Here is a 21249-nt window from a genome sequence, read left to right as displayed (position 1 = left end):
CCGGGAGCCGGTCGGGCTGGCGGAGTTGACGGCGGTGGTCGACCGCGTCCGGGCGTCCGTCGAGAGCGTGATCGAGGGCAAGCCGGAGGCGGTCCGGATCGCCCTGACGGTGCTGCTCGCCGAGGGCCACCTGCTGCTGGAGGACGTGCCCGGCGTCGGCAAGACCATGCTCGCCAAGGCGCTGGCCCGCTCGGTGGACTGCACGGTCCGCCGGATCCAGTTCACCCCGGACCTGCTGCCCTCCGACGTCACCGGAACCAACGTCTTCGACCAGCACCAGCGGGACTTCGAGTTCCGGCCCGGCGCGATCTTCGCGCAGATCGTGGTCGGCGACGAGATCAACCGGGCCTCGCCGAAGACCCAGTCGGCGCTGCTGGAATCGATGGAGGAGCGTCAGGTCACCATCGACGGCACCTCCTACGAGCTGCCCTCGCCGTTCATGGTGATCGCCACCCAGAACCCGGTCGAGATGGAGGGCACCTACGCTCTGCCGGAGGCCCAGCGCGACCGCTTCATGGCCCGCATCTCGATCGGCTACCCGAGCCCCGAGGCCGAGTACGCGATGCTCGACCTGCACTCGGCCGCCAACCCGCTGGACGACCTGCAGCCGGTCGCGCACGCCGCCGACCTGCTCAAGCTGATCGACGTGGTCAAGGGCGTGTACGTCTCCGACCCGGTCCGCCGGTACGCCGTCGATCTGGTCGCCGCCACCCGCAACACCCCCGAGCTGCGGCTCGGCGCCTCCCCCCGGGCCACCCTGCACCTGGTCCGCGCGGCCCGCGCGCACGCCGCCCTGGACGGCCGCGACTACGTGCTGCCGGACGACATCCAGGCGCTGGCCGTGCCGGTGCTGGCGCACCGTCTGCTGCCCACCTCGGAAACCCAGTTGAGCCGCCGCACCGTGGAGAACGTGGTGCTCGACCTGGTGTCCCGACTGCCGCTCCCGCGCCCGCAGGGCCGCTGAGGTGGCGGGCCCTGCCCGGCCCTCCGGGCTGCGCGCCGCCCTGAGCGGGCTCACCACCCGGGGGCGTTCCTTCCTGGCGGCCGGCCTGACCGCCGCGCTCTGCGCCTACCTGTTCGGGCAGAGCGCGCTGTTCCAGGTCGGCGTGCTGCTCGCGGTGCTGCCGCTGGCCTCGGCCCTGCTGCTGGTGCGCACCCGCTACCGGGTCGCCTCCGGCCGCCGGCTCAGCCCGCAGCGCGCGGCGGCCGGTCAGGAGGCCCGGGTGCACCTGCGGCTGGACAACATCTCCCGGGTGCCCACCGGTCTGCTGCTGCTGGAGGACAAGGTCCCGTACGTGCTGGGGCCCCGCCCGCGCTTCGTGCTGGACCGGGTCGAACCGCGCGGCTTCCGCGAGGTGTCCTACCGGGTCCGCTCCGACCTGCGCGGACGCTACCCGCTCGGCCCGCTGCAGCTGCGGCTGTCCGACCCGTTCGGGATGTGCGAGCTGACCCGCTCGTTCAGCGCCGCCGACGTGCTCACCGTGGTCCCGCAGGTCCAGGACCTGCCGCCGGTGCGGCTGCCCGGCGAGTCCGCCGGACAGGGCGAGTCCAACACGCACACGCTGGCGCTGGCCGGCGACGACGACGTGATCCCGCGCGAGTACCGGCACGGCGACGACCTGCGCCGGGTGCACTGGAAGTCCACCGCCCGCTACGGCGAGCTGATGGTCCGCCGGGAGGAGCAGCCGCTCAAGGCCCGCGCCACCGTACTGCTGGACACCCGGGAGATCGCGCACCGCGGCTCCGGCCCCGCCTCCTCGTTCGAGTGGGCGGTGTCCTGCGCCGCCTCCGTCACCGTCGACCTGGTGCAGCGCGGCTACCAGACCCGGCTGCTCACCGACACCGGCCGCGCCCACCCGCAGCACGGCGCCACCGCCACCACCGCCGCCGAGAGCGTCGGCGTGCTGCTGGACGCCCTCGCCGTGGTCGAGCACTCCGACGGCACCAGCCTGGCCCGCGCCGAGGAGGTGCTGCGGATGGGCGGCGAGGGCCTGCTGGTGGCGATCGTCGGCGACCTCGACGACGAGCAGGTCGAACGCCTGGCCCGGCTGCGCCGCCGCGCGGGCGGTGCCGTCGCCCTGCTGCTGGACACCGGCACCTGGGCGGGCCTGCGGCACGTCTTCCCGAACGCCGCCGACGAGCAGAACGACTCGGTGGTCGGCCGGCTGCGCGAGGCCGGCTGGACCGTCCTGCCGGTGCGGGCCGGCGACTCGCTGCCCGCGCTGTGGCGGGCCGCCGACCGCACCCAGAACTCCGTTCCCTACCGAGACGAGGTCGGCGCGTGACCACCCGGGCCAAGTTGACGCTCTGCGCGGCCTTGGCGACCGCCCTGGCGGCGCTGTCCCTGTCCCCGCTGTTCAAGGACTCCTTCGCGCTGGCCCCGCACGGCCTGCTGATGATCGCCGCCACGGCCGCCGCCGGCGCCGGCCTGCGCGCCCTGCCGCTGCCCCGCGCCCTGGTGCTGCCGCTCCAGCTGGTCGCGGTGCTGTACGTGCTGATGCTGTCCACCGTGCAGTCCGCGATGGCCTTCGGCGTGCTGCCCGGCCCGGCCGCCCTGGACGCCGTCTCCACGCTGCTGGCCTCCGGCGGCAGCGACATCCAGGAGTACGCGATTCCCGCCCCGACCACCGACGGCCTGCGGCTGGTCGTGGTCGGCTCGGTCACCCTGGTCGCCGTCCTGGTCGACGCCCTGGCCGTCACCTACCGCCGGGCCGCCGCCGCGGGCCTGCCGCTGCTGGCCCTGTACTCGGTGGGCTGCGGCCTGGCCGACTCGCCCGGCGGCATGTGGCTGTGGTTCCTGTTCGCCGCGGCCGGCTACCTGCTCCTGCTGTACACCGAGGGCCAGGACCGGCTCACCCGCTGGGGCCGGGTCTTCCACGGCACCGGCCGCTCCGCCGTGGCCATGTCCAACGGCGGCCGCCGGGTCGGCCTGATCGCGCTGGCCGCCGCCGTCCTGCTGCCGGCCCTCGCACCCGCGACCGGCGCCGGCCTGTTCGGCGGCTTCGGCGGCCAGGGCAACGGCAGCGGGAGCGGCACCGGATCGGGCGACGAGCGCTCGCTCAACCTGGTGGTCGCGCTCACCGCCAACCTGCGCGCCAACGACGACACCGAACTGCTGCGCTTCTCCACCAACGCCACCGACATCGACCAGCTCTACCTGCGGGTCGCCGCGCTCAGCGAGTTCGACGGTTCGGAGTGGAAGGCCGGCGAGCAGTCCGCCGAACCGCTGCCCACCACGCTGCCCCAGCCCGAGGGCCTGGCCACCAGCACCCGCAACACGGTCAGCACCAGCGTCAAGATCTCCGACCGGCTCGGCACCACCTGGCTGCCGATGCCGTACCCGGTGTCCTGGGTCGAGCTGCCGTCCACCGCGAACTGGCGCTTCGACAAGGCCGGCCGCACCGTCGCCGCCGTCAACGGCCAGAAGACCAACGGCCTCTCGTACAAGGTCGGCTCGGCCACCGTCACCGCCGACCCCTCGCAGCTGCGCTCGGCCGCCCCGCCGCCCGAGGACATCACCCGGCGCTACCTGGGGCTGCCGAACAACCTGCCCGCCGTGGTCGGCGAGACCGCCAAGAAGGTCACCCAGGGCGCCACCAACGCGTACGACCAGGCCGTCGCCCTCCAGCAGTACTTCACCAAGGGCGACTTCACCTACAACACCAAGATCGAACCGCGCACCGGGCCGGACGCCATCGCCAAGTTCCTCCAGGACAAGGAGGGCTTCTGCGTGCACTTCGCCGCCACCATGGCCGCGATGTCCCGCTCGCTCGGCATCCCCTCCCGGGTCGCCATCGGCTTCACCCCCGGTACCGGCGACTCCTCCAATCGCATCGTGCGCAGCTCCAACTACCACGCGTGGCCGGAGCTGTACTTCTCCGGCCTCGGCTGGATGCGCTTCGAGCCCACCCCCAACCGGGGCACCGCACCGCTGTACTCCATCCCGCAGGCCGCCAACACGGCCCAGCCCAGCGCCCAGCCCAGCGCCTCCGCGTCCGCCGACCAGCCCTCCGCCGGGCCGTCGTCCTCCAGCTCCTGCGGCCAGCAGCACCGGATCGGCGAGTGCGACGACGAGGCCGTGTTCGCCGAGCACCGGACCACCACCACCCCGTGGTGGCAGACCTGGCCCGCGCTGCTCGCCGCGGCCGGCCTGGTCCTGCTGCTCGCCCTGGCGGCCACGCCCATGGTGCTGCGCCGACGGATCCGCAGGCGCCGCCTGGGCGTCGGCCGGCACGCGCCCGGTGCCGACCGGCCCCGGCTCACCGACGAGCAGGTGCTCGCCGCCTGGGCCGAACTCGTCGACTCCGCCTGGGACCTCGGCCTGCCCCCGGACGAGGCCCGCACCCCCCGGAACGCCGCTCTCCGGCTCGCCGAGGACGCGCACCTCGCCCCCGCCGCCGCCGAGGCCGCCGGCCGGGTCGCGCTCGCCACCGAACGCGTCATGTACGCCCGCGAGTCCGACCCGCCCCCGCAACTCGGCACCGACGTGCGCACCGTCCGTGACGGCCTGCTCACCCAGGCCACCCGCGGCCGGCGCCTGCGCGCCCTGCTGCTGCCCGCCTCCACCGTCCGCCTCTGGTGGCGCACCCAGGAACGCACGACCGCCCTCCGCGAACGCGCCGCCGACCGGTGGGCCAAGGCCCGCACCGCGATCACCCGGCCGTTCCGGCGACGCTCGAAGGACTAGGGCCTGCCCCTACGCAAAGATCCGCCCGAGGAGGGAAGCTCCCTCCTCGGGCGGATCTCTGCACTGGTTCCGTTGCGCTGCTACAGGCCGCTCTGCTCATCGCGGCGCCGCTGCCAGCGCTGTTCCATTCGGTCCACGACACCGGTCTTCCGGCGAGGCGCTGCCGCCTGCCGTGGACCGTGTCCGGCCGGGCCTCGACGCCACGCGGTGACCGCGAGGACCGCACAGCCCAGCATTACCAGGAACCCGACCACGCTGACCCAGATGACCTGCGCGACCAGGCCGCCCATGAGCAGCGCGACGCCTGCCACGAACCCCGCCGCGGCCAGGTAGACCCGCCGACGGGTGTAGGTGCGCAGACCGGTTCCCTCAAGCGCTGACGCGAACTTGGGATCTTCGGCGTACAGCGCTCGCTCCATCTGCTCGAGCAGTCGCTGCTCGTGCTCCGAGAGCGGCACGGAGTCCTCCTACTCGTCGGTCGCGGGGCGACCGGTCCGCCACCCCTGGCTCGGGCCTGTGTGGTCCATATGCCCCACCGGTCTGGCCGTCATGCTTACCGGCTTTACCCAGATCATACGGTCCACGGGCCCTGTTCGGCGTGGTCAATCAGGCGTGGGTCGGGCCACTGCGACGCAGGGCCCGCACCTCGGCAACGTGCGGAACCGCGACTTGGTGCCCCGGGTACGGCTCTCCGGGCGGTCAGACCGCTTCGGCGAGCAGGTGGAGCTGGGTGGCGACGGCGTGGAAGGCGGGCTGCTCGGCGGCGGCCAGCTCCAGCTTGAGCAGGGCGTCGAACGCGCCGGGCTCGGTGTCGACCAGGACGCCGGGGACCAGGTCGGCGAAGACCCGGACGCCGTGCACCGAGGTGACCCGCAGGCCGGCGGCGTCGGCGAGGGCGCCGAGCTGGTCGCCGGTGAAGCGGCGCGGCATCGGGTCGCCGGCGCCCCAGCGGCCGTCGGGGGCGTCCAGCACGGCGCGGGCGTCGGCGAACTGGCCGGCCACCGCGCGGGCCAGCACGGCGCCGTTGCGGTTGGCGGCGAGCAGACTGACCAGGCCGCCCTTGCCGAGCGTGCCGACCAGGTTGCCGAGCGCCTCGGCGGGGTCGTCGACGACCTCCAGCACGCCGTGGCAGAGCACCGCGTCGACCGAGCCGGCCGGGACCAGCTCGGGCAGCGTCTGGGTGTCGCCCTGGACAGCGCGCACCAGGTCGGTGACCCCGGCCTCGGCGGCCCGCCGCTCCAGGGCGAACAGCGCGTCGGGGCTGGGGTCGACCACGGTGACCCGGTGGCCGAGCCTGGCGACCGGCACGGCGAAGTTGCCGGTGCCGCCGCCGGTGTCGACGACCTCCAGGACCGGCCGTCCGAGCTCGGCGGAGCGCCGCTCCAGCGCCGACCGCAGCACCTCCCACACCACGGCGGTACGCAGCGCACTGCGCGGACGAGTCGGATACAAGGCGGCACCCCTCTAGGCAGGTCTTCCACGGCGGGAACGCCCTTACCCTATCCGTCCGCACGGGGCGGCTCCGGTGCGGCGCCGGTGCCGGACTCAGGGGTGCATGGCCAGGATCCGCTCCACGATGCGCAGGTAGAGGGCGGTGTTGCGGATCAGGTCGTCCGCGTCGCGCTCCCCGGCGGCGCCGGTGATGCCGGCCTCGGCGGCGGCGCGACGGCGGGCGCCGGCGGCGAAGTAGGCGGCCCACTCGGCGAGTTCGGGAGCGACCTCGGACAGCAGCTCCCAGGCCGGACGGATCGCGTGGCGGCGGCGCGGGCTGCGCTCCGGGCGGCTGCGGACCGCGAGCACGGCGGCGGTGGCGCGCAGCGCGGCGAGGTGGGCGGTGGCGTAGCGCTCCAGCGGATCCTGTCGGCTGCGGGCGAACACCAGGGTGCGGTGGGCGTGCCGGAGCAGTTCGAGCGCGGCCGGCGAGGCGGGAACTCGGCGCAGCACCGGGTGGACGTCGGCTCCGCGCGCGGTGGGCAGGGTGGGTTGATCGACGACGGGTTGATCGACGGCAGGGCGGGCGACAGGCTCAGGACGGCTGATGGTCATGGGTCTCCCCCGTTCACTCCGGACCTTGCCCGGGCCGGTCGGCCCGAGCATGCCTCCATCGTGAACGGGGGGTCTGACAACTCCGGACCGTTCGTGACCGGCCGGCCGTCCCCACGGCCGCTCCACGGAGCCGGGCTCCGCCGCCCCGTGTCGGCGGTGCCCGGCCCCGTCGTGCGGCCATTGGTCGCGCCCAGGACCTGTGGTGCGGGCCACCTGTCCCCCGTCGGCCGTGGCCTGCCCCGGGCGCTTCGGGTGGCTCCACCTGCCGGCGGCCTTCCCGTTGCCCACTACTGTGCCGTCGCGGCGTCACAGCGGGAACCCGCCCGAGTACTCAACCGGCGATCTGAGTACGCGTACTCAGACACCCCCGGCGGTCGGCGGGGGCGGGTACGGTGGCCCGGATTCCCGCCCGAGGGCCGGGCGCGCGGAGGGGGCCGCGGTGGAAGCCGTTCCGCTCCCCCGGCGCGGTCGGCGGGGCGACGGCTCCGTGGCGGGCCTGGTGACCCTCGCGGTCTCCGAGAGGGCGTGCACCCAGGGACGCGTGGGGGTACCTCCCGGCCCGCCAGGGCTGGGGGAGCACTGCGCGAAGCGGAAGGCACCCGCCCGCAAGATCGCGACCCCGCACGGTGACCTGCACGTGGACGCGCCATCGCGTGGCGGTCCTCCCGCCGCTCAGTGACCTGCACGTGGACGCGACACTCCCCGGCAGCTGCCACGTGAGGGCCGCATAGGATCTCCTGCCATGGCTCGCATTCTCGTCGTCGGCGCAGGTATGGGCGGTCTGGCCGCCGCGTCCAGGCTGGCCACTCTCGGGCACCGGGTGACGGTGCTGGAGGCGGCCGGGACGTACGGCGGGCAGGTGGGGGCGTACCGGCGTGAGGGGTTCGGGTTCGACACCGGGCCGGGCCTGCTCGCGTTGCCCGCGGTGTACCGCGACCTCGCGTTGAAGACCGGCCGGGAACCGCTGGAGCAGCTGGTCGGGTTGCGGCCGGTGGACCCGGAGAGCCGGCACCTGTTCGCGGACGGCACCGAGCTGGTGCTGCCGAACGCCTCGCGCGGCGGGGTCGGCGAGGCCCTGGACGGGGCTTTCGGCGCGGGCGCCGGTTCGCGGTGGAACGACATGGTCAACCGGGGCCGCACGGTCTGGGAGGCCACCCGCCGCCCGCTGCTGGAGGAGCCCCGTCCGGCCGTCGCCCTCGCCGACCCGTACCCGGTGCCGCCGCGTCGCGGGCTGTCCCGGCTGCTGCCGCGCGGGCGCCACACGCTGGCCGAGGTCGCCGCCCAGGAGCTGGCCGGCGCGCCGGGCCCGGCGGCGCTGCTCGCCGAGTACGCCTTGCGGTACGGGCTGAACCCGCTGACCGCGCCCGCCTCGGCGACCGTCCTGCCGTACATGGAGCAGTCGTTCGGCGTCTGGTACGTGGAGGGCGGCCTGCGGGCGCTCGCCGACGCGGTGTTCGGGCGCTGCGAGAGCCGTGGCGTCGAGTTCCGTTTCGGCACGCCCGTACGGGAGTTGGAGCGTGCGGGCGGGCGGGTCACCGGCGTCCGCACCGACGACGGGGTGCTGACCGCCGACCTGGTGCTGTCGGCCGTCCCCGGTCTGGGTGTCACCGCGCCCGCCGAGCCCGCGCCCGGACGTTTCACCGTGCTGCTCGCACTGAACGGCGCCCGCCCCGCGGGCACCGCGCACCGCACGGTGCTGCACGGCGCGGATGTCGCCGCCGAGGCGCGCGCGGTCTTCACCGACCGCACCCTGCCTGAGCGCCCCACCGTCCAACTGCTGCGCCCGGACGACCCGTTGCTGGTGCCCGGGCCCGATGCCGAAGCGGCCGTGCTGACCGTCACCGTCCCCGCCGGGCTGGAGTTGACCGACGCTCAACAGGGCGCCTACGCCGACGAGTTGCTGGACCGGCTGGCCGGTGCGGGTGTCGATCTGCGCGGGCGGCTGCGCTGGCGGGAGACCCGGCTGACCGCGTCCGTCCCGGCGCCCGCGCTGGCCGGGGGGCAGCTCGCCCAGGCCAACCGGCCGGGCGAGCCCGGCCTGTACCTGATCGGCGCGCACGCCCACCCCGGCGGCGGGCTGGCCCGGGTCGGGATGTCCGCCTCGATCACCGCCGGGCTGATCGGTCCGGCCTGACGGCAGCTCAGTACTGCTGCTGGTAGTACCAGTTGGTGTGCTGCTGCTCGCCCGGCTGCTGCGGGATGTACGGCTGCTGCTGGTACTGCTCCGGCTGGTACTGCTGCTGTTGCGGGTACTGGTGGACCGGCTGGCCGTACTCGTCGTAGCCGATCAGCTGCGGCTGCTGGGCGTACGGGTCCTGCTGCGGCTGCTGCTGGTGGCCGAACTGCGGCTCCGGCTGCGGCTGTTGGTAGTAGTACTGCTGCTGGTCGGGCTGGGGCTGGGGCTGGTAGGAGACCGGCTCGTCGGTGTAGATGCCCGCGTCGATCTCCTGGAACTCCTCGTACGCGTACGGCTGTTCGGCCACCGGTTCGTCCTCGACCGGGCCGACCTCGCCGACCTTCGGGGCCGTCTCGGCCGCCACCGCCACGGCGGTCGCCCCGCCGGTGGCCGCGGCCAGCAGCGGGACCTTCGCCAGCGGGCCGGGCAGGGTGCCGTCCGCGCGGCGCAGCGACCAGCCCACCGGGCGGCCGCGCTTGACCGAGAGGGTGACCATCGCCTGTCCCGCCGCGAAGGCCGCGGCGCCCGCGACTATCACCAGAACGGAGGACTGCGTCATCCCCGCGACCACCCCGAGGAACCCCGCCAGCGCCAGCGCCCGCCAGTGCAGCGCGGCCCGGTTCTGCAGCAGCAGTTCGGCCACCAGCCAGACCGCGACCAGCGCCAACGCGCCGTAGAGGAACAGGTGTCCGATGCCCATCCCCGCAACCTCCAGATGCCACCATCACCGCGCGATTGCGGGCGACTGTACCGCCTCCGGGCGAACACCGCCGCATCCCGTCCGCCCGGAGGACGGCCGCAGGGGCGTCAGTGCTTGTGGAGGCCCAGGTTCTGGTAGATCTCCAGCGTCGAGGTGCTGTGGTTGAGCGTGATGAAGTGCAGGCCGGGGGCGCCCTCCGCGAGGAGCCGCTCGGCCATGGCGGTGGCGTGTTCGAGGCCGACGGCGCGGACTTCGGCCGGGTTGTCGGCGGCGGCCTCCAGCCGGCGGCGGAAGTCCGGCGGGAAGTCGGAGCCGGACAGCTGGGGGAAGCGGATCAGCTGGCGAATGTTGGTGACCGGCATGATCTCCGGGATGATCGGCGTCTCGCAGCCGGCTGCGGCGACCCGGTCGCGCAGCCGGAGGTAGTCCTCGACCTCGAAGAACATCTGGGTGATCGCGTAGTCCGCGCCGGCCCGGCACTTGGCGACGAAGTGCTTGATGTCCTCGTCCCACTCGGTGGAGCGCGGGTGCATCTGTGGGAACGCGGCCACGCCGACGCAGAAGTCGCCGATGCCCTTGATGAGTTCGACCAGTTCGTAGGCGTAGCTGACGCCCTCGGGGTGGCGGACCCACTCGCCCATCGGGTCGCCGGGCGGGTCGCCGCGGACGGCGAGCACGTTGCGCACGCCCTCGTCGGCGTACTGGCCGATGATGTTGCGCAGTTCGGCCACCGAGTGGTCGACGGCGGTGAGGTGCGCGACGGGGGTCAGGGTGGTCTCGGTGGCGATCCGGCCGACCAGGTTGACGGTGCGGCCGCGGGAGGAGCCGCCGGCGCCGTAGGTCATGCAGACGAAGTTCGGGTCGAGCGCCTCGACGCGGCGGATCGCGTCCCAGAGTTTGCGCTCGCCCTCTTCGTTGCGGGGCGGCATGAACTCGAAGGAGAAGGAGCGGTCGCCTGCCGCCAGCAGGTCGCGCACGGTCTGCGCGCGGTCGCTTCTGGTGGAGGGAATCCCGAGTGCCATGCAGGAAGGTTAGCCTTCGGCGGCGCGGCCCGGACAAACCATGTCCAGGGGTTGAGACATTGGTTGAGATTCCCGGGCGTGTCCCGGCGGTCCGGCCCGCACCTCGGCGGACGAGCGCACCCGGGCGGGGGCGTTAGTCTGACTGTCAGACCAATCTATCCGGAGTTCCAGGTGCCCTCCTCCATCCGTCTTCCCCGCAACCCCGTCGATGCGGAGGACGTGCGCGACCGCGTCAACGCCGCGCTGAGCGCGTTCATGGCCGAACGGACCGCCCTGCTCTCCGGCATCTCCGACCAGCTCGGTCCGGTCGCCGGGGCGCTGCGCGAGTTCCTGCTCGACGGCGGCAAGCGGCTGCGCCCGGCGTTCTGCTACTGGGGCTGGCGCGCGGCCGGCGGCGGCGCCGAGGAGCCCGGCATCGAACGGGCCGCGGCCGCCCTGGAGCTGCTCCAGGCCAGCGCCCTGGTGCACGACGACCTGATGGACCGCAGCGACACCCGCCGCGGCCTGCCGTCCGTGCACCGCCGGTTCGAGAACCTGCACCGGGCCAGCGGCTGGCGCGGCGACCGCGAGCAGTACGGCGCGTCCGCGGCGGTGCTGCTCGGCGACCTGCTGCTGATCTGGTGCGACGAGCTGTTCCAGCGCTCGGGGCTGCCCGCCGCCGCGGTGTCCGCCGCCAAGCCGGCGTTCGACCTGATGCGCACCGAGGTCATGCTCGGCCAGTACCTGGACGTGCTGGAGCCGGTGGCGGGCGACTCCACCGACGCCGACGCCCTGGACCGCGCCCGGACGGTGCTGCACTACAAGTCCGCGAAGTACACCATCGAACGCCCGCTCCAGGTCGGCGCGCTGCTGGCCGGCGCCGGCCCCGACCTGGTCGAGGCCCTCGGCAACTTCGGCCTGCCGCTGGGCGAGGCGTTCCAGCTCCGCGACGACCTGCTCGGCGTGTTCGGCGACCCGGCGGTCACCGGCAAGCCGGCCGGCGACGACCTGCGCGAGGGCAAGCGCACCCTGCTCGTCGCACACGCGATGCGCGGCCTGTCGGACCTCGACGCCAAGCACCTGGACACCCGGCTCGGCGCGCCCGACCTCACCGCGGCCGAGGTCGCCGAGCTGCGCGAGCTGATCTCCGCCAGCGGCGCCCCCGCGATCGTCGAGGCCCGCATCGACCAGCTGCTCGCCGAGGCACTGACCGCCCTGCACAACGCGCCGATCGCCGACGGCCCGACCCGCGAGGTGCTCCAGGCGCTGGCGGACGCGGCGACGGTACGCAAGTACTGACAGGCCGTCAGCGACGCCACCGGCGCCGGGACGCGAGAGCGGCCAGCCCCGCGCCGGCGGCGTTCAGCAGGACGTCGTCCACCGAGGACACCCGGTCCAGCCACAGCACGTACTGGGCGGTCTCCACCAGCACCGAACAGGCCGCGCCCAGCGCCAGCACCCGTGGCACCGAGGCCAGCGCGCGGAAGCGGATCGGCGCGAAGCAGCCGAGCGACGCGAACACCAGCAGGTTGCCGACGATCTGCACCGTCGCGGTCACCGGCGGCCCCTCGGCGAGGATCGCGCACACGTCCCGCAGCGGCAGCAGGCTGACCCGGCGGGGCGCGACCCCCGCCCCGGGGCCCGGCAGCATGATCATCCAGACCCACGGCACCGTCCCGTGCACCATCGCGACCTCGACGAACGCCCGCCGCCAAGCCCCGCCGCCGCCCCGCCGCCGGGCCAGCACCCATATCAGCGCGGCCGACAGCGGCAGCGCGACCAGCGTCCAGAACACCACCCCGTTGACGGTGCCGAACCAGGGCTCCCACCCGGCGCGGCGGTGCAGCGGCCGCTGCACGACGAAGGCAACGGCCACCACGAGAAGGCCGGCCGGCACCAGCAACGCGATCCGGCGGGCGCGGAGTACGGGGTTCACGACTCCACGGAGGACGCCGAGCCCCTTCGCGGTTCCCGCATGGCGCCGCCGCGCACGGCACGATCGCCGGACCGGACGGGCGTCAACCCCGGCGGCCGGCCGATCGGACCGGCTTCACCGCACTCCGCCTCGGGAACCCGGACCAGCCCCTCGGCGCAGCCGGCCGGGGAATCGGCTCGGACAGCCGGCCGGGTGCCACTGCCGAGCCTCCCCGCCCGCCCGCACCACCGGACGGGCGGCACGCGAACGACCACCGTCCGATCAGCACCGCCCACGCGCCCACCACCGCCCGGCGGAGCCTCGCCGCAGGCGGGCGGGCGAGGCGCTACCGCAGCCGGACGGTCAGCACGCGAACGACCACCGTCCGATCAGCACCGGCCCACGCACCCACCACCGCCCGGCGGAGCCTCGCCGCAGGCGGGCGGGCGAGGCGCTACCGCAGCCTGGCCGCGAGGTGTGCCGCCGCCGCGCCCGGGTCCTCGGCCGCCGTGAGGGCGCGGACGACCACGATGCGGGTGGCGCCGGCCTCAAGCACCTGGTCGAGGTTGGTCCGGTCGATGCCGCCGATCGCGAACCACGGCCGGGTCGGCTCGGCCGCAGCCGCGTAGCGGACCAGGTCGAGGCCGGGGGCGTGGCGGCCGGGCTTGGTGGGCGTGGGCCAGACCGGGCCGGTGCAGAAGTAGTCGACGCCGGGCTCGGTGATCGCCGCGTCCACCTCGGCCTCGGCGTGGCAGGAGCGGCCGATCAGCACGTCCTCGCCGAGGATGGCCCGGGCCACGGCCACCGGGAGGTCGTCCTGCCCGAGGTGCAGCACGTCGGGGCGGGCGCCGTACGCGACGTCGGCGCGGTCGTTGACGGCCAGCAGCTTGCCGTGGCGCTTGGCCGCGTCCGCGAAGACCTCCAGGTATTCGAGTTCCTGGCGGGCCTCCAGGTTCTTGTCCCGGAGCTGGACGATGTCGACGCCGCCGGCCAGCACGGCGTCCAGGAAGTCGGCCAGGTCGCCCTGCTCGCGCCGGGCGTCGGTGCACAGGTAGAGCCTGGCGTCGGCGAGCTGTTGACGGGGCGTCACAGCGCCAGGGCCTGGGCGCGGCGCTTGACCTCGGTGGCGCGGTTCTCGCGCAGGGCCTGGATCGGGCTGCCGGGTAGCGACGGGTCCTCGGTGAACATCCACTCCAGGATCTCCTGGTCGGAGAAGCCGCAGTCGCGGAGCACCGTGAGGGTGCCGACCAGGTGCTTGACCGGGCCGTCGTCCTCGATGAAGTCGGCGGGCACCTGGAGGGACTTGTTCGGGCCGCGGCGGACGGCCAGCAGGGTGCCGTTCTTCACCATGGCGCGGACCTCGGTGATCACCACGCCCCACCGCTCGGAGATGTCGGGCAGGTACAGCCACGCAGGGACCAGGGCGTCAGTCTTGGGATCGATCTCGCTCACGGCACCCAGCCTACCCACCCGCTACCCGACGGCCGCCTTCAGTTGGACGGCCGGGTCGGCGGCGAGCGCCGGATCGAGCACCGTGCCGCGTTCGATCAGGCGGCGGCCCTGCGCCAGGTCGCGCGGCCGGTCCACGGCGAGCAGCGCGACCAGCGCGCCGTCGCGCAGCCACAGCACCGTCCAGTCGCGCGCCGACGGGGAGCCGCGCCACAGCAGGTGGTCGGCCCCGGCGTGCCGGCCCGCGTACTGCACCATGCGGTCGAATTGCTCGGACCAGAAGTACGGGACGGGGTCGTAGGGCGCGTCCAGGGCGCCGAGCACAGAGGCGGCGACGGCGCTGCCGGAGTGCAGGGCGTGGTCCCAGTGCTGGACGGCCAGCCGGGTGCCGAACCGGGCGGACGGGTAGGAGACGCAGTCGCCGACCGCCCAGACGCCGGGCAGCGCGGTGCGCAGCCGGTCGTCCACCGGAATGGTGCCGTCGGGGTCGAGGGCGAGCGGGCTGTCGGCGAGCCAGCCGGTGGCGGGCCGGGCGCCGATGCCGACCACCACCTCGTCGGCGGGCAGGTGGGTGCCGTCGGCGAGCAGCACCCCGCCGTCGGCGGCGCCGGCGACGCCGACCCCGCAGCGCAGCTCGACGCCGGCGGCGGCGTACCACTCGGCCATCAGCGCGCCGATCTCGCCGGGCAGCGCCCCGGCCAGCGGGGTGGCGGCGGCCTCGACGACGGTGACCTGGCAGCCCAGGGCGCGGGCGACGGTGGCGGTCTCGGCGCCGATCCAGCCGGCGCCGACCAGCACGATCCGCCGGCCGGGGGTGAGTGCGGCGCGCAGCGCGTGCGCGTCGTCGACGGTGCGCAGGGTGCGGGCGCCGGGCAGGCCGGGCAGCGTGCGCGGGTCGGCGCCGGTGGCGATCACCAGGGCGCCGTACGGGAGTTCGCCGCGGTCGGTGTGCAGCACGCCGGCGTTCAGGCCGGTGGCGCGGCGGCCGGTGAGCAGTTCGACACCGAGTTCGGTCCAGTCGATCTCGAAGGCGGTGGCGTCGGCCTTGCCGAGCAGCACGTCCTTGGACAGCGGCGGCCGGTCGTACGGGAGGTGGAGTTCCTCGCCGACCAGGGTGATCGCGCCCTGCCAGCCTCCCTGGCGCAGGTTCAGGGCGGCCTGTGCGCCCGCCATGCCCGCCCCGACCACGACGACCCGGTCCGTTGCCCTCAGCTCAGCCACGGCGTCCACCCTAACCGCCCGTACGCCCCTGTGGGCGGGGGTGGGCCCGGCGTTAAAGTGGAGGGACTGACTATCACGGGAGCCCGGCGCACCGGGCTGAGAGGCGGGCTGTGGCGGCCCGCGACCGTCCGAACCTGATCCGGGTCATGCCGGCGAAGGGAGAAGAAGCGCTGTGGCACATTCCGACGTGCTGGTGATCGGCGGCGGCATCATCGGCCTCGGCGTCGCCTGGCGTACCGCGCAGCGCGGGCTGAGCGTCGCGGTGGTGGACCCGTCGCCGGGCGGCGGGGCGGCCCAGGTCGCCGCGGGCATGCTCGCACCGGTCACCGAACTCCAGTACGGCGAGGAGCCGTTGCTGCGCCTGGGCATGGCGTCCAACGAGCGCTACGGCGCGTTCGCCGCCGAGCTGACCGAGCTGACCGGCCTGGACACCGGCTACCGCCGCACCGGCACGCTGGCCGTCGCACTGGACTCCGACGACCGCGAGGAGCTGCGCGAACTGCACGCCTTCCACGGCCGGTTGGGCCTGGAGTCGCAGTGGCTGACCGGCCGGGAGTGCCGCCGGCTGGAGCCGATGCTCGCCCCGGGCATCCGCGGCGGCCTGCACGTCGCCGAGGATCACCAGGTGGACGGCCGCCGCCTCGCCGCCGCGCTGGTCGCGGCCTGCAAGCTGCTCGGCGTCGCCTTCCATCGCACCCAGGCCGCCGAGCTGGTGACGGATGGCGAACGAGCACTCGGCGTGCGCCTGTTGACCGGCGAGCAGCTGACGGCCGGTCGGACGGTGCTGGCGGCCGGCTCCCGCAGCCACCTGCTGCCGGGCCTGCCGGACGGGGTGCTGCCCGCGATCCGCCCGGTGAAGGGGCAGGTGCTGCGGCTGCGCGTCCCGAAGCTGTACGCGCCGTTCCTGTCCCGCAATGTGCGCGCCGTGGTACGCGGGCAGCACCTGTACCTGGTACCGCGCGCCGACGGCGAGTTGGTGATCGGCGCGACCACCGAGGAGATGGGCCACGACACCACCGTCACCGCGGGCGGCGTGTACGAGCTGCTCCGGGACGCGCACGAACTCGTCCCCGGCATCACCGAGTTGCCGCTGGTGGAGACGGGCGCGGGCCTGCGGCCGGGCTCCCCCGACAACGCGCCGCTGCTCGGCCCGACCGCGCTGCCCGGCCTGGCCGCCGCCACCGGGCACTACCGCAACGGCGTGCTGCTCACCCCCGTCACCGCCGACCTGCTCGCCGACTACCTGGCCACCGGCGAACTCGACCCGCTGGCCGCCGACTTCACCCCCGACCGCTTCCGCACCGAGGTGCCCGCATGAACACCGTCGCCCTGACCGTCAACGGCGAACCCCGCACGCTGCCCGCCGCCACCACCCTGGACGTGCTGGTCGCCGAGGTGTCCGCCGCCAACACCGGCGTCGCCGCCGCCGTCAACGAGGCCGTGGTACCGCGCAGTTCGTGGCCCGCCACGGCGCTCGGCGAGGGCGACCGGGTGGAGATCCTCACCGCCGTACAGGGAGGCTGAGATGGCCGACGACCTGCTGACCATCGGCGACACCACCTTCACCTCCCGCCTGATCATGGGCACCGGCGGCGCACCCAGCCTGGAGGTGCTGGAGCAGGCGCTGCGGGTCTCCGGCACCGAACTGACCACGGTGGCGATGCGCCGGGTCAACACCGCCACCCAGGGCTCGGTGCTGGAGGTGCTGGCCCGCAACGGGATCCGGATCCTCCCGAACACGGCCGGCTGCTACACCGCCGGCGAGGCCGTGCTCACCGCCCGCCTGGCCCGCGAGGCGCTCGGCACCGACTGGGTGAAGCTGGAGGTGATCGCCGACGAACGCACCCTGCTGCCCGACCCGATCGAACTCCTGGACGCCGCCGAGACCTTGGTGGACGACGGCTTCACCGTGCTGCCGTACACCAACGACGACCCGGTGCTGGCCCGCAAGCTGGAGGACGTCGGCTGCGCGGCGATCATGCCGCTCGGCTCGCCGATCGGCTCCGGCCTGGGCATCCGCAACCCGCACAACTTCCAGCTGATCGTGGAGTCCGCGAACGTCCCGGTGGTCCTCGACGCGGGCGCCGGCACCGCCAGCGACGTCGCCCTGGCGATGGAACTCGGCTGCTCCGCCGTGATGCTGGCCTCCGCCGTGACCCGCGCCCAGGATCCCGTGCTGATGGCCGACGCGATGCGCCGCGCCGTCGAGGCCGGCCGCCTCGCCCACCGGGCCGGCCGGATCCCACGCCGCTACTACGCCGAGGCCTCCTCCCCCACCACGGGCCTGGCCGACACCCGCGAGCGCCCGGCGTTCTGACGACGGGTTCCCCGCCGTGTCCCGGTTCGGAAACGGTCCGCCCCGCGACCGCTCCCGCACCCGGGGCACTGTTCGGGCACGGACTGCAACTGGCGCTGCGGCTCGCGTTGCTGATGCTCTTCCCGCCGCGCATCCCCTGGTGACCGGCCCGACACCGGGCCCCTGCCCGTCGGTGGCCGGTGTGGCCCCTAGACTCCTCGGGTGGACATGACCATAGGCGACCCCCTGCTCGGCGTGCTGCTCGACGGGCGCTACCGGGTCGAGCAGCGGATCGCCGTCGGCGGCATGTCGACCGTCTACCGCGGCACCGACACCCGGCTCGACCGTGCCGTCGCGCTGAAGGTGATGCACCCTTCGCTGGCGGGCGACGCCGACTTCACGGCGCGTTTCATCCGCGAGGCGAAGGCGGTGGCCCGGCTCGCGCACCCCAACGTGGTCAACGTGCTGGACCAGGGCGCGGATCCGCGCGCGGTGTTCATGGCGATGGAGTATGTCCCCGGCCGCACCCTGCGCGACCTGCTGCGCGATCGCGGCGCGCTCTCGGCGCGGGCCGCGCTGGACATCCTGGAGCCGGTGCTGGCGGCGCTCGGCGCGGCGCACCGGGCGGGTCTGGTGCACCGGGACGTGAAGCCGGAGAACGTGCTGATCACCGACAACGGCCTGGTGAAGGTCGCGGACTTCGGCCTGGTCCGGATCATGGGCGCCGCCGACTCCGGCGCCACCGCCGCCACCGAGGCGGGCCAACTGCTCGGCACCGTCTCGTACCTGGCCCCGGAGCAGATCCGCCAGGACGCGGCCACCGACCAGCGGGTGGACGTCTACGCGGCGGGCATCCTGCTGTACGAGATGCTGACCGGCAGCAAGCCGCACACCGGCGAGAACGCCGCCCAGGTGATGTACCGCCACCTGCACGAGGACGTCCCCGCGCCGTCCCGCACCGCCCCCGCCGTCGGCCCGGAGCTGGACGCGCTGGTCGCCGCCGCCACCGCCCGTGACCCGCAGGCCCGGCCGTGGGACGCGGTGGAGCTGCTGGCGGCCGTCCAGCGGGTGCGCCGGACGCTGCCGCCCGGGCAGTTGGACGCCGAGCCGCCCGCGTCGAGCCGGCCCACCCCGCAGTTCGGCCCGGGCGAGGCGACCGCGGTGATCAGCGCCCCGCCCGGCCTGGAGCGCACCAGCGTGCTGGACGTCCCGCCGGAGCTGCTGCCGCCGATCCGCCCGGTGGACGAGGAGGACCTCCCCCCGCGCCGCCGCCGCACCGCGCGCCCGCGCAGCCGCATGCCGCTGATCTGGTCGGCGGTGGCGCTCGCGGTGGTGCTGCTGGTCGGCGGCGTGACGTACACGCTGTCCAGCGCGGTGTACGCGACGGTGCCGAGCGTGCTGGGGCAGAGCCGGCAGCAGGCCGTCACCGTGCTGGACAAGCAGGGCCTGCACGGCACGTTCAGCGAGCAGTTCAGCGAGTCGGTGCAGGCCGGGCAGGTGATCTCCACCGATCCGGGGGTGGGCGCCAAGGTCCGCAAGAGCGACGCGGTGAAGGTGGTCGTCTCGCGCGGCCCGGAGCGGGTGCCGGTGCCGGACGTGGCGAACCGTCCGCTGGCCGAGGCGTCCAAGGCGCTGACCGCCGCCCGGCTGACGGCGGGCACCACCACCGAGCAGTTCAGCGACGCGGTGCCGAAGGGCGCGGTGATCTCCACCAGCCCGGTGCCCGGCACGGCGCTGGCCCCGAACTCGCCGGTGGCGCTGACGGTTTCCAAGGGCATGCGCCCGGTGCCGGATGTCACCGGGATGTCCAAGGACGACGCGGCGAAGGCGTTGCAGGACGCGGGATTCACCGCGCAGGTGGCCGGTCTGCTGCCGTTCGGCAAGGTGACGGAGCAATCCCCGGCGGCGGGGACTCCGCGCCCGCAGGGCTCGACGGTGACCATCACCATCAGCCTGTTCTGAGCCCCGCAGCCTGTTCTGAGCCCCGCCCGCCGGGGTTCAGCGCAGCGGGCCGTCGCCGTCCTGCTCCTGGTAGGAGTAGCGCTGCTCCTGCCACGGGTCGGCCCGGTTGTGGTAGCCGCGTTCCTCCCAGAAGCCGCGGCGGTCGGCGCGCATGTACTCGACGGCGCGCACCCACTTGGGGCCCTTCCAGGCGTACAGGTGCGGCACCACCAGGCGGACGGGGAAGCCGTGTTCGAGGGTGAGCGGCTGCCCGTCGTGGTGGGTGGCGAAGACCGTCGCGGGGTCGGCGAAGTCGGCGAGCCGCAGGTTGGCGCTGTAGCCGAACTCGGCCCACACCATCACGTGGGTGACGCGCGGGTCGGGCGGGACCAGGTCGAGCACCGTCCGGGCGGCGACACCGCACCACTCGTTGTCGAGCATGGAGAACTTGGTGACGCAGTGGAAGTCGCCGCGGACGGTCACCTTGGGCAGCGCGTGGAAGGCGGCGAAGTCCCACCTGGCCTTCTCCGCGTCCGCGGTCGCCCCGAACACCTGGAAGTCCCAGCTGTCCGGCTTGAACCGGGGCACCGGCCCGTAGTGCAGAACGGGCCAGCCGCGCTGCCGGCGCTGGCCCGGCGGGAGCCTCGGGTCAGACGGCGGCGGCTGTTCCGATTGGTGCTGACCCATGGCTCCATGGTGACAGACGGCGCTCGGCAAACCATGCGCGCCCCCGCCGCGCGCCCCTCCCGGAACGCATTCCGGCGGAGGGGGGCAACACGAAGCGAATCCGCGCAGACGTTCGGGCCAGATACCTCCGGACGGTCCAATCCGCTTGGCATCCACGCAGGTCAGCGAATTACCGAGCCGGAGGAAACGCCGATTCCCGGCCGCCCGGTAAGCGTGAACTTACTGGAAGTGAACCCGACCGGCTGCCACGATGCGGGCAAACCCGGCACCGGCCGGAATTGACGAGCCAGGAAGGCAGGCCATGCAGGGAGATCCCGAGGTCGTCGAGTTCCTCAACGAGCAGCTGACCGCCGAACTCACCGCGATCAACCAGTACTTCCTGCACGCGAAGATGCAGGAGAACAACGGCTGGACCAAGCTCGCCAAGTACACCCGGCACGAGTCCTTCGACGAGATGAAGCACGCCGAGACACTCACCGACCGGATCCTGTTCCTGGAGGGCCTGCCGAACTACCAGCGGCTGTTCCACGTCCGGGTCGGGCAGACCGTCAAGGAGATGTTCGAGGCCGACCGGCAGGTCGAACTGGAGGCGATCGACCGCCTCAAGCGCGGGATCGTGGTGATGCGCGCCAAGAACGACGTCACCTCGGCGAACATCTTCGAGGACATCCTGGCCGACGAGGAACACCACATCGACTACCTGGACACCCAGCTGGAACTGCTGGACAAGCTCGGCGAGGCGCTCTACCTCGCGCAGCTGATCGAACAGCCGGAGACCTGAGCCGACCGAGCCGGTCAGGCGGCCTGCGGGGCGGCCGGCCCGGCCAGGCCCAGCCGCTCGGCCAACCGGGCCGTCGGACACGGGCGGGCGCCGTGCTCGCCGAGCAGCGCCTGGATGCGCCGCACGCAGGAACCGCAGTCGGTGCCGGCCTTGCAGCCCCGGGCTATCTGACGCGGGGTGGTGGCACCCTCGTCGATCTCCTGCTTGACCCGGGCCTCGGTGACCGCATGGCACATGCACACGTACATGTGCGGCCCCTTCCGTGCTCGGCGTTGTTTACTGAGCCTTACCTTACTCGATGCTTCGGACACGAAGAAGGCCCCTCCGCCTCGGATCACCCGAAAACGGA

The 21249-nt window shown here is 73.9% G+C and carries 21 protein-coding genes and 1 riboswitch; of the genes, 10 read left to right on the top strand and 11 right to left on the bottom strand.

Annotated features, from left to right (window positions below):
- Window positions 1-16 precede the first annotated feature (16 nt).
- The 3 genes from ACZ6R9_RS29935 to ACZ6R9_RS29925 are packed head-to-tail and all read left to right on the top strand — an operon-like array spanning window position 17 to window position 4687.
- The gene (locus tag ACZ6R9_RS29935) at window positions 17-964 is read left to right on the top strand and encodes an AAA family ATPase (RefSeq protein WP_465541632.1); all 948 of its coding nucleotides are present in this window, start codon (window positions 17-19) and stop codon (window positions 962-964) included.
- A 1-nt stretch (window position 965) separates the two neighbouring features.
- Window positions 966-2285, top strand: a complete 1320-nt coding sequence (locus tag ACZ6R9_RS29930; protein WP_380480983.1) for a DUF58 domain-containing protein — start codon at window positions 966-968, stop codon at window positions 2283-2285.
- Window positions 2282-4687 carry a transglutaminase TgpA family protein gene (locus ACZ6R9_RS29925; RefSeq protein ID WP_380480985.1) on the top strand — a complete coding sequence of 802 codons (2406 nt, stop codon included), beginning with the start codon at window positions 2282-2284 and terminating at the stop codon, window positions 4685-4687. The genes ACZ6R9_RS29930 and ACZ6R9_RS29925 overlap by 4 nt, the downstream gene beginning before the upstream one ends.
- 80 nt (window positions 4688-4767) lie before the next feature.
- Here the strand turns inward: ACZ6R9_RS29925 and ACZ6R9_RS29920 are convergent, their stop codons facing one another.
- The 3 genes from ACZ6R9_RS29920 to ACZ6R9_RS29910 form a co-directional block, all read right to left on the bottom strand.
- A complete protein-coding gene (locus ACZ6R9_RS29920) occupies window positions 4768-5145 on the bottom strand; it encodes a DUF3040 domain-containing protein (RefSeq protein WP_380480988.1) in 378 nt (125 codons plus the stop codon).
- Between the two features lie 241 nt (window positions 5146-5386).
- The gene (locus tag ACZ6R9_RS29915) at window positions 5387-6139 is read right to left on the bottom strand and encodes a methyltransferase domain-containing protein (protein WP_380480990.1); all 753 of its coding nucleotides are present in this window, start codon (window positions 6137-6139) and stop codon (window positions 5387-5389) included.
- A gap of 93 nt (window positions 6140-6232) precedes the next feature.
- Window positions 6233-6733, bottom strand: coding sequence for an SAV_6107 family HEPN domain-containing protein (locus ACZ6R9_RS29910; protein ID WP_465541598.1), 501 nt, complete (start codon window positions 6731-6733; stop codon window positions 6233-6235).
- A gap of 742 nt (window positions 6734-7475) precedes the next feature.
- Here ACZ6R9_RS29910 and ACZ6R9_RS29905 point away from each other — a divergent pair.
- The gene (locus ACZ6R9_RS29905) at window positions 7476-8867 is read left to right on the top strand and encodes a phytoene desaturase family protein (RefSeq protein ID WP_465541596.1); all 1392 of its coding nucleotides are present in this window, start codon (window positions 7476-7478) and stop codon (window positions 8865-8867) included.
- Between the two features lie 7 nt (window positions 8868-8874).
- Here the strand turns inward: ACZ6R9_RS29905 and ACZ6R9_RS29900 are convergent, their stop codons facing one another.
- On the bottom strand, window positions 8875-9609 hold the full coding sequence (locus ACZ6R9_RS29900; protein ID WP_465541594.1) for a hypothetical protein: 735 nt from the start codon (window positions 9607-9609) through the stop codon (window positions 8875-8877).
- Between the two features lie 107 nt (window positions 9610-9716).
- Window positions 9717-10631 carry a methylenetetrahydrofolate reductase [NAD(P)H] gene (metF, locus tag ACZ6R9_RS29895; RefSeq protein WP_380481002.1) on the bottom strand — a complete coding sequence of 305 codons (915 nt, stop codon included), beginning with the start codon at window positions 10629-10631 and terminating at the stop codon, window positions 9717-9719.
- Window positions 10632-10802: 171 nt separating this feature from the next.
- Here metF and ACZ6R9_RS29890 point away from each other — a divergent pair, with 171 nt between their 5' ends.
- On the top strand, window positions 10803-11909 hold the full coding sequence (locus ACZ6R9_RS29890; protein WP_380481005.1) for a polyprenyl synthetase family protein: 1107 nt from the start codon (window positions 10803-10805) through the stop codon (window positions 11907-11909).
- Between the two features lie 7 nt (window positions 11910-11916).
- On the opposite strand, the gene ACZ6R9_RS29885 is transcribed toward ACZ6R9_RS29890, so the two are convergent.
- The 4 genes from ACZ6R9_RS29885 to ACZ6R9_RS29870 all read right to left on the bottom strand — a co-directional run bounded on the left by ACZ6R9_RS29885 (window position 11917) and on the right by ACZ6R9_RS29870 (window position 15204).
- Complete coding sequence (locus ACZ6R9_RS29885; RefSeq protein ID WP_465541592.1) at window positions 11917-12546, bottom strand: VanZ family protein; 630 nt, start codon at window positions 12544-12546, stop codon at window positions 11917-11919.
- A gap of 433 nt (window positions 12547-12979) precedes the next feature.
- Window positions 12980-13615: a thiamine phosphate synthase gene (gene thiE / locus ACZ6R9_RS29880; RefSeq protein WP_380481010.1), complete on the bottom strand. Its 636-nt coding sequence runs from the start codon at window positions 13613-13615 to the stop codon at window positions 12980-12982.
- Window positions 13612-13977 carry an Rv2175c family DNA-binding protein gene (locus ACZ6R9_RS29875; protein WP_380481012.1) on the bottom strand — a complete coding sequence of 122 codons (366 nt, stop codon included), beginning with the start codon at window positions 13975-13977 and terminating at the stop codon, window positions 13612-13614. Before ACZ6R9_RS29875 ends, thiE begins: the two co-directional genes overlap by 4 nt.
- Window positions 13978-13998: 21 nt before the next feature.
- Window positions 13999-15204, bottom strand: a complete 1206-nt coding sequence (locus ACZ6R9_RS29870) for an NAD(P)/FAD-dependent oxidoreductase (protein ID WP_465541589.1) — start codon at window positions 15202-15204, stop codon at window positions 13999-14001.
- Window positions 15205-15260: 56 nt separating this feature from the next.
- Window positions 15261-15373: riboswitch (TPP riboswitch) on the top strand.
- Here ACZ6R9_RS29870 and thiO point away from each other — a divergent pair.
- From thiO to pknB, 4 genes are all read left to right on the top strand, one after another.
- The gene (gene thiO, locus ACZ6R9_RS29865) at window positions 15368-16513 is read left to right on the top strand and encodes a glycine oxidase ThiO (RefSeq protein ID WP_380481017.1); all 1146 of its coding nucleotides are present in this window, start codon (window positions 15368-15370) and stop codon (window positions 16511-16513) included. It overlaps the preceding riboswitch by 6 nt.
- Window positions 16510-16719 (top strand): sulfur carrier protein ThiS, encoded by a 210-nt coding sequence (gene thiS, locus ACZ6R9_RS29860; protein ID WP_380481019.1) that lies wholly within the window; start codon window positions 16510-16512, stop codon window positions 16717-16719. Before thiO ends, thiS begins: the two co-directional genes overlap by 4 nt.
- 1 nt (window position 16720) lies before the next feature.
- Window positions 16721-17512 (top strand): thiazole synthase, encoded by a 792-nt coding sequence (locus ACZ6R9_RS29855; RefSeq protein WP_380481022.1) that lies wholly within the window; start codon window positions 16721-16723, stop codon window positions 17510-17512.
- A 207-nt stretch (window positions 17513-17719) separates the two neighbouring features.
- Window positions 17720-19453, top strand: coding sequence for a Stk1 family PASTA domain-containing Ser/Thr kinase (gene pknB / locus ACZ6R9_RS29850; RefSeq protein WP_465541630.1), 1734 nt, complete (start codon window positions 17720-17722; stop codon window positions 19451-19453).
- A gap of 36 nt (window positions 19454-19489) precedes the next feature.
- On the opposite strand, the gene ACZ6R9_RS29845 is transcribed toward pknB, so the two are convergent.
- On the bottom strand, window positions 19490-20119 hold the full coding sequence (locus ACZ6R9_RS29845; RefSeq protein WP_465541587.1) for a sulfite oxidase-like oxidoreductase: 630 nt from the start codon (window positions 20117-20119) through the stop codon (window positions 19490-19492).
- Window positions 20120-20420: 301 nt separating this feature from the next.
- On the opposite strand from ACZ6R9_RS29845, the gene bfr reads away from it, so the two are divergent.
- Window positions 20421-20900 (top strand): bacterioferritin, encoded by a 480-nt coding sequence (gene bfr / locus ACZ6R9_RS29840; protein ID WP_380481026.1) that lies wholly within the window; start codon window positions 20421-20423, stop codon window positions 20898-20900.
- A gap of 14 nt (window positions 20901-20914) precedes the next feature.
- Here the strand turns inward: bfr and ACZ6R9_RS29835 are convergent, their stop codons facing one another.
- Window positions 20915-21148, bottom strand: a complete 234-nt coding sequence (locus tag ACZ6R9_RS29835) for a (2Fe-2S)-binding protein (RefSeq protein ID WP_380481029.1) — start codon at window positions 21146-21148, stop codon at window positions 20915-20917.
- Window positions 21149-21249: the final 101 nt, after the last annotated feature.

Source organism: Kitasatospora sp. NPDC048662 (genome assembly GCF_055587065.1).
Note: the sequence above shows the minus strand (reverse complement) of the source record. Positions and strands in the feature narration are given on the sequence as shown.

Bases quoted from the DNA above. Each gene is read 5' to 3' on its own strand.
- ACZ6R9_RS29910 (WP_465541598.1), bottom strand. From the start codon at position 6,733: ATGACCATCAGCCGTCCTGAGCCTGTCGCCCGCCCTGCCGTCGATCAA.
- ACZ6R9_RS29905 (WP_465541596.1), top strand. From the start codon at position 7,476: ATGGCTCGCATTCTCGTCGTCGGCGCAGGTATGGGCGGTCTGGCCGCC.
- ACZ6R9_RS29900 (WP_465541594.1), bottom strand. From the start codon at position 9,609: ATGGGCATCGGACACCTGTTCCTCTACGGCGCGTTGGCGCTGGTCGCG.
- metF (WP_380481002.1), bottom strand. From the start codon at position 10,631: ATGGCACTCGGGATTCCCTCCACCAGAAGCGACCGCGCGCAGACCGTG.
- thiS (WP_380481019.1), top strand. From the start codon at position 16,510: ATGAACACCGTCGCCCTGACCGTCAACGGCGAACCCCGCACGCTGCCC.
- ACZ6R9_RS29855 (WP_380481022.1), top strand. From the start codon at position 16,721: ATGGCCGACGACCTGCTGACCATCGGCGACACCACCTTCACCTCCCGC.
- pknB (WP_465541630.1), top strand. From the start codon at position 17,720: ATGACCATAGGCGACCCCCTGCTCGGCGTGCTGCTCGACGGGCGCTAC.
- ACZ6R9_RS29845 (WP_465541587.1), bottom strand. From the start codon at position 20,119: ATGGGTCAGCACCAATCGGAACAGCCGCCGCCGTCTGACCCGAGGCTC.
- bfr (WP_380481026.1), top strand. From the start codon at position 20,421: ATGCAGGGAGATCCCGAGGTCGTCGAGTTCCTCAACGAGCAGCTGACC.
- ACZ6R9_RS29835 (WP_380481029.1), bottom strand. From the start codon at position 21,148: ATGTACGTGTGCATGTGCCATGCGGTCACCGAGGCCCGGGTCAAGCAG.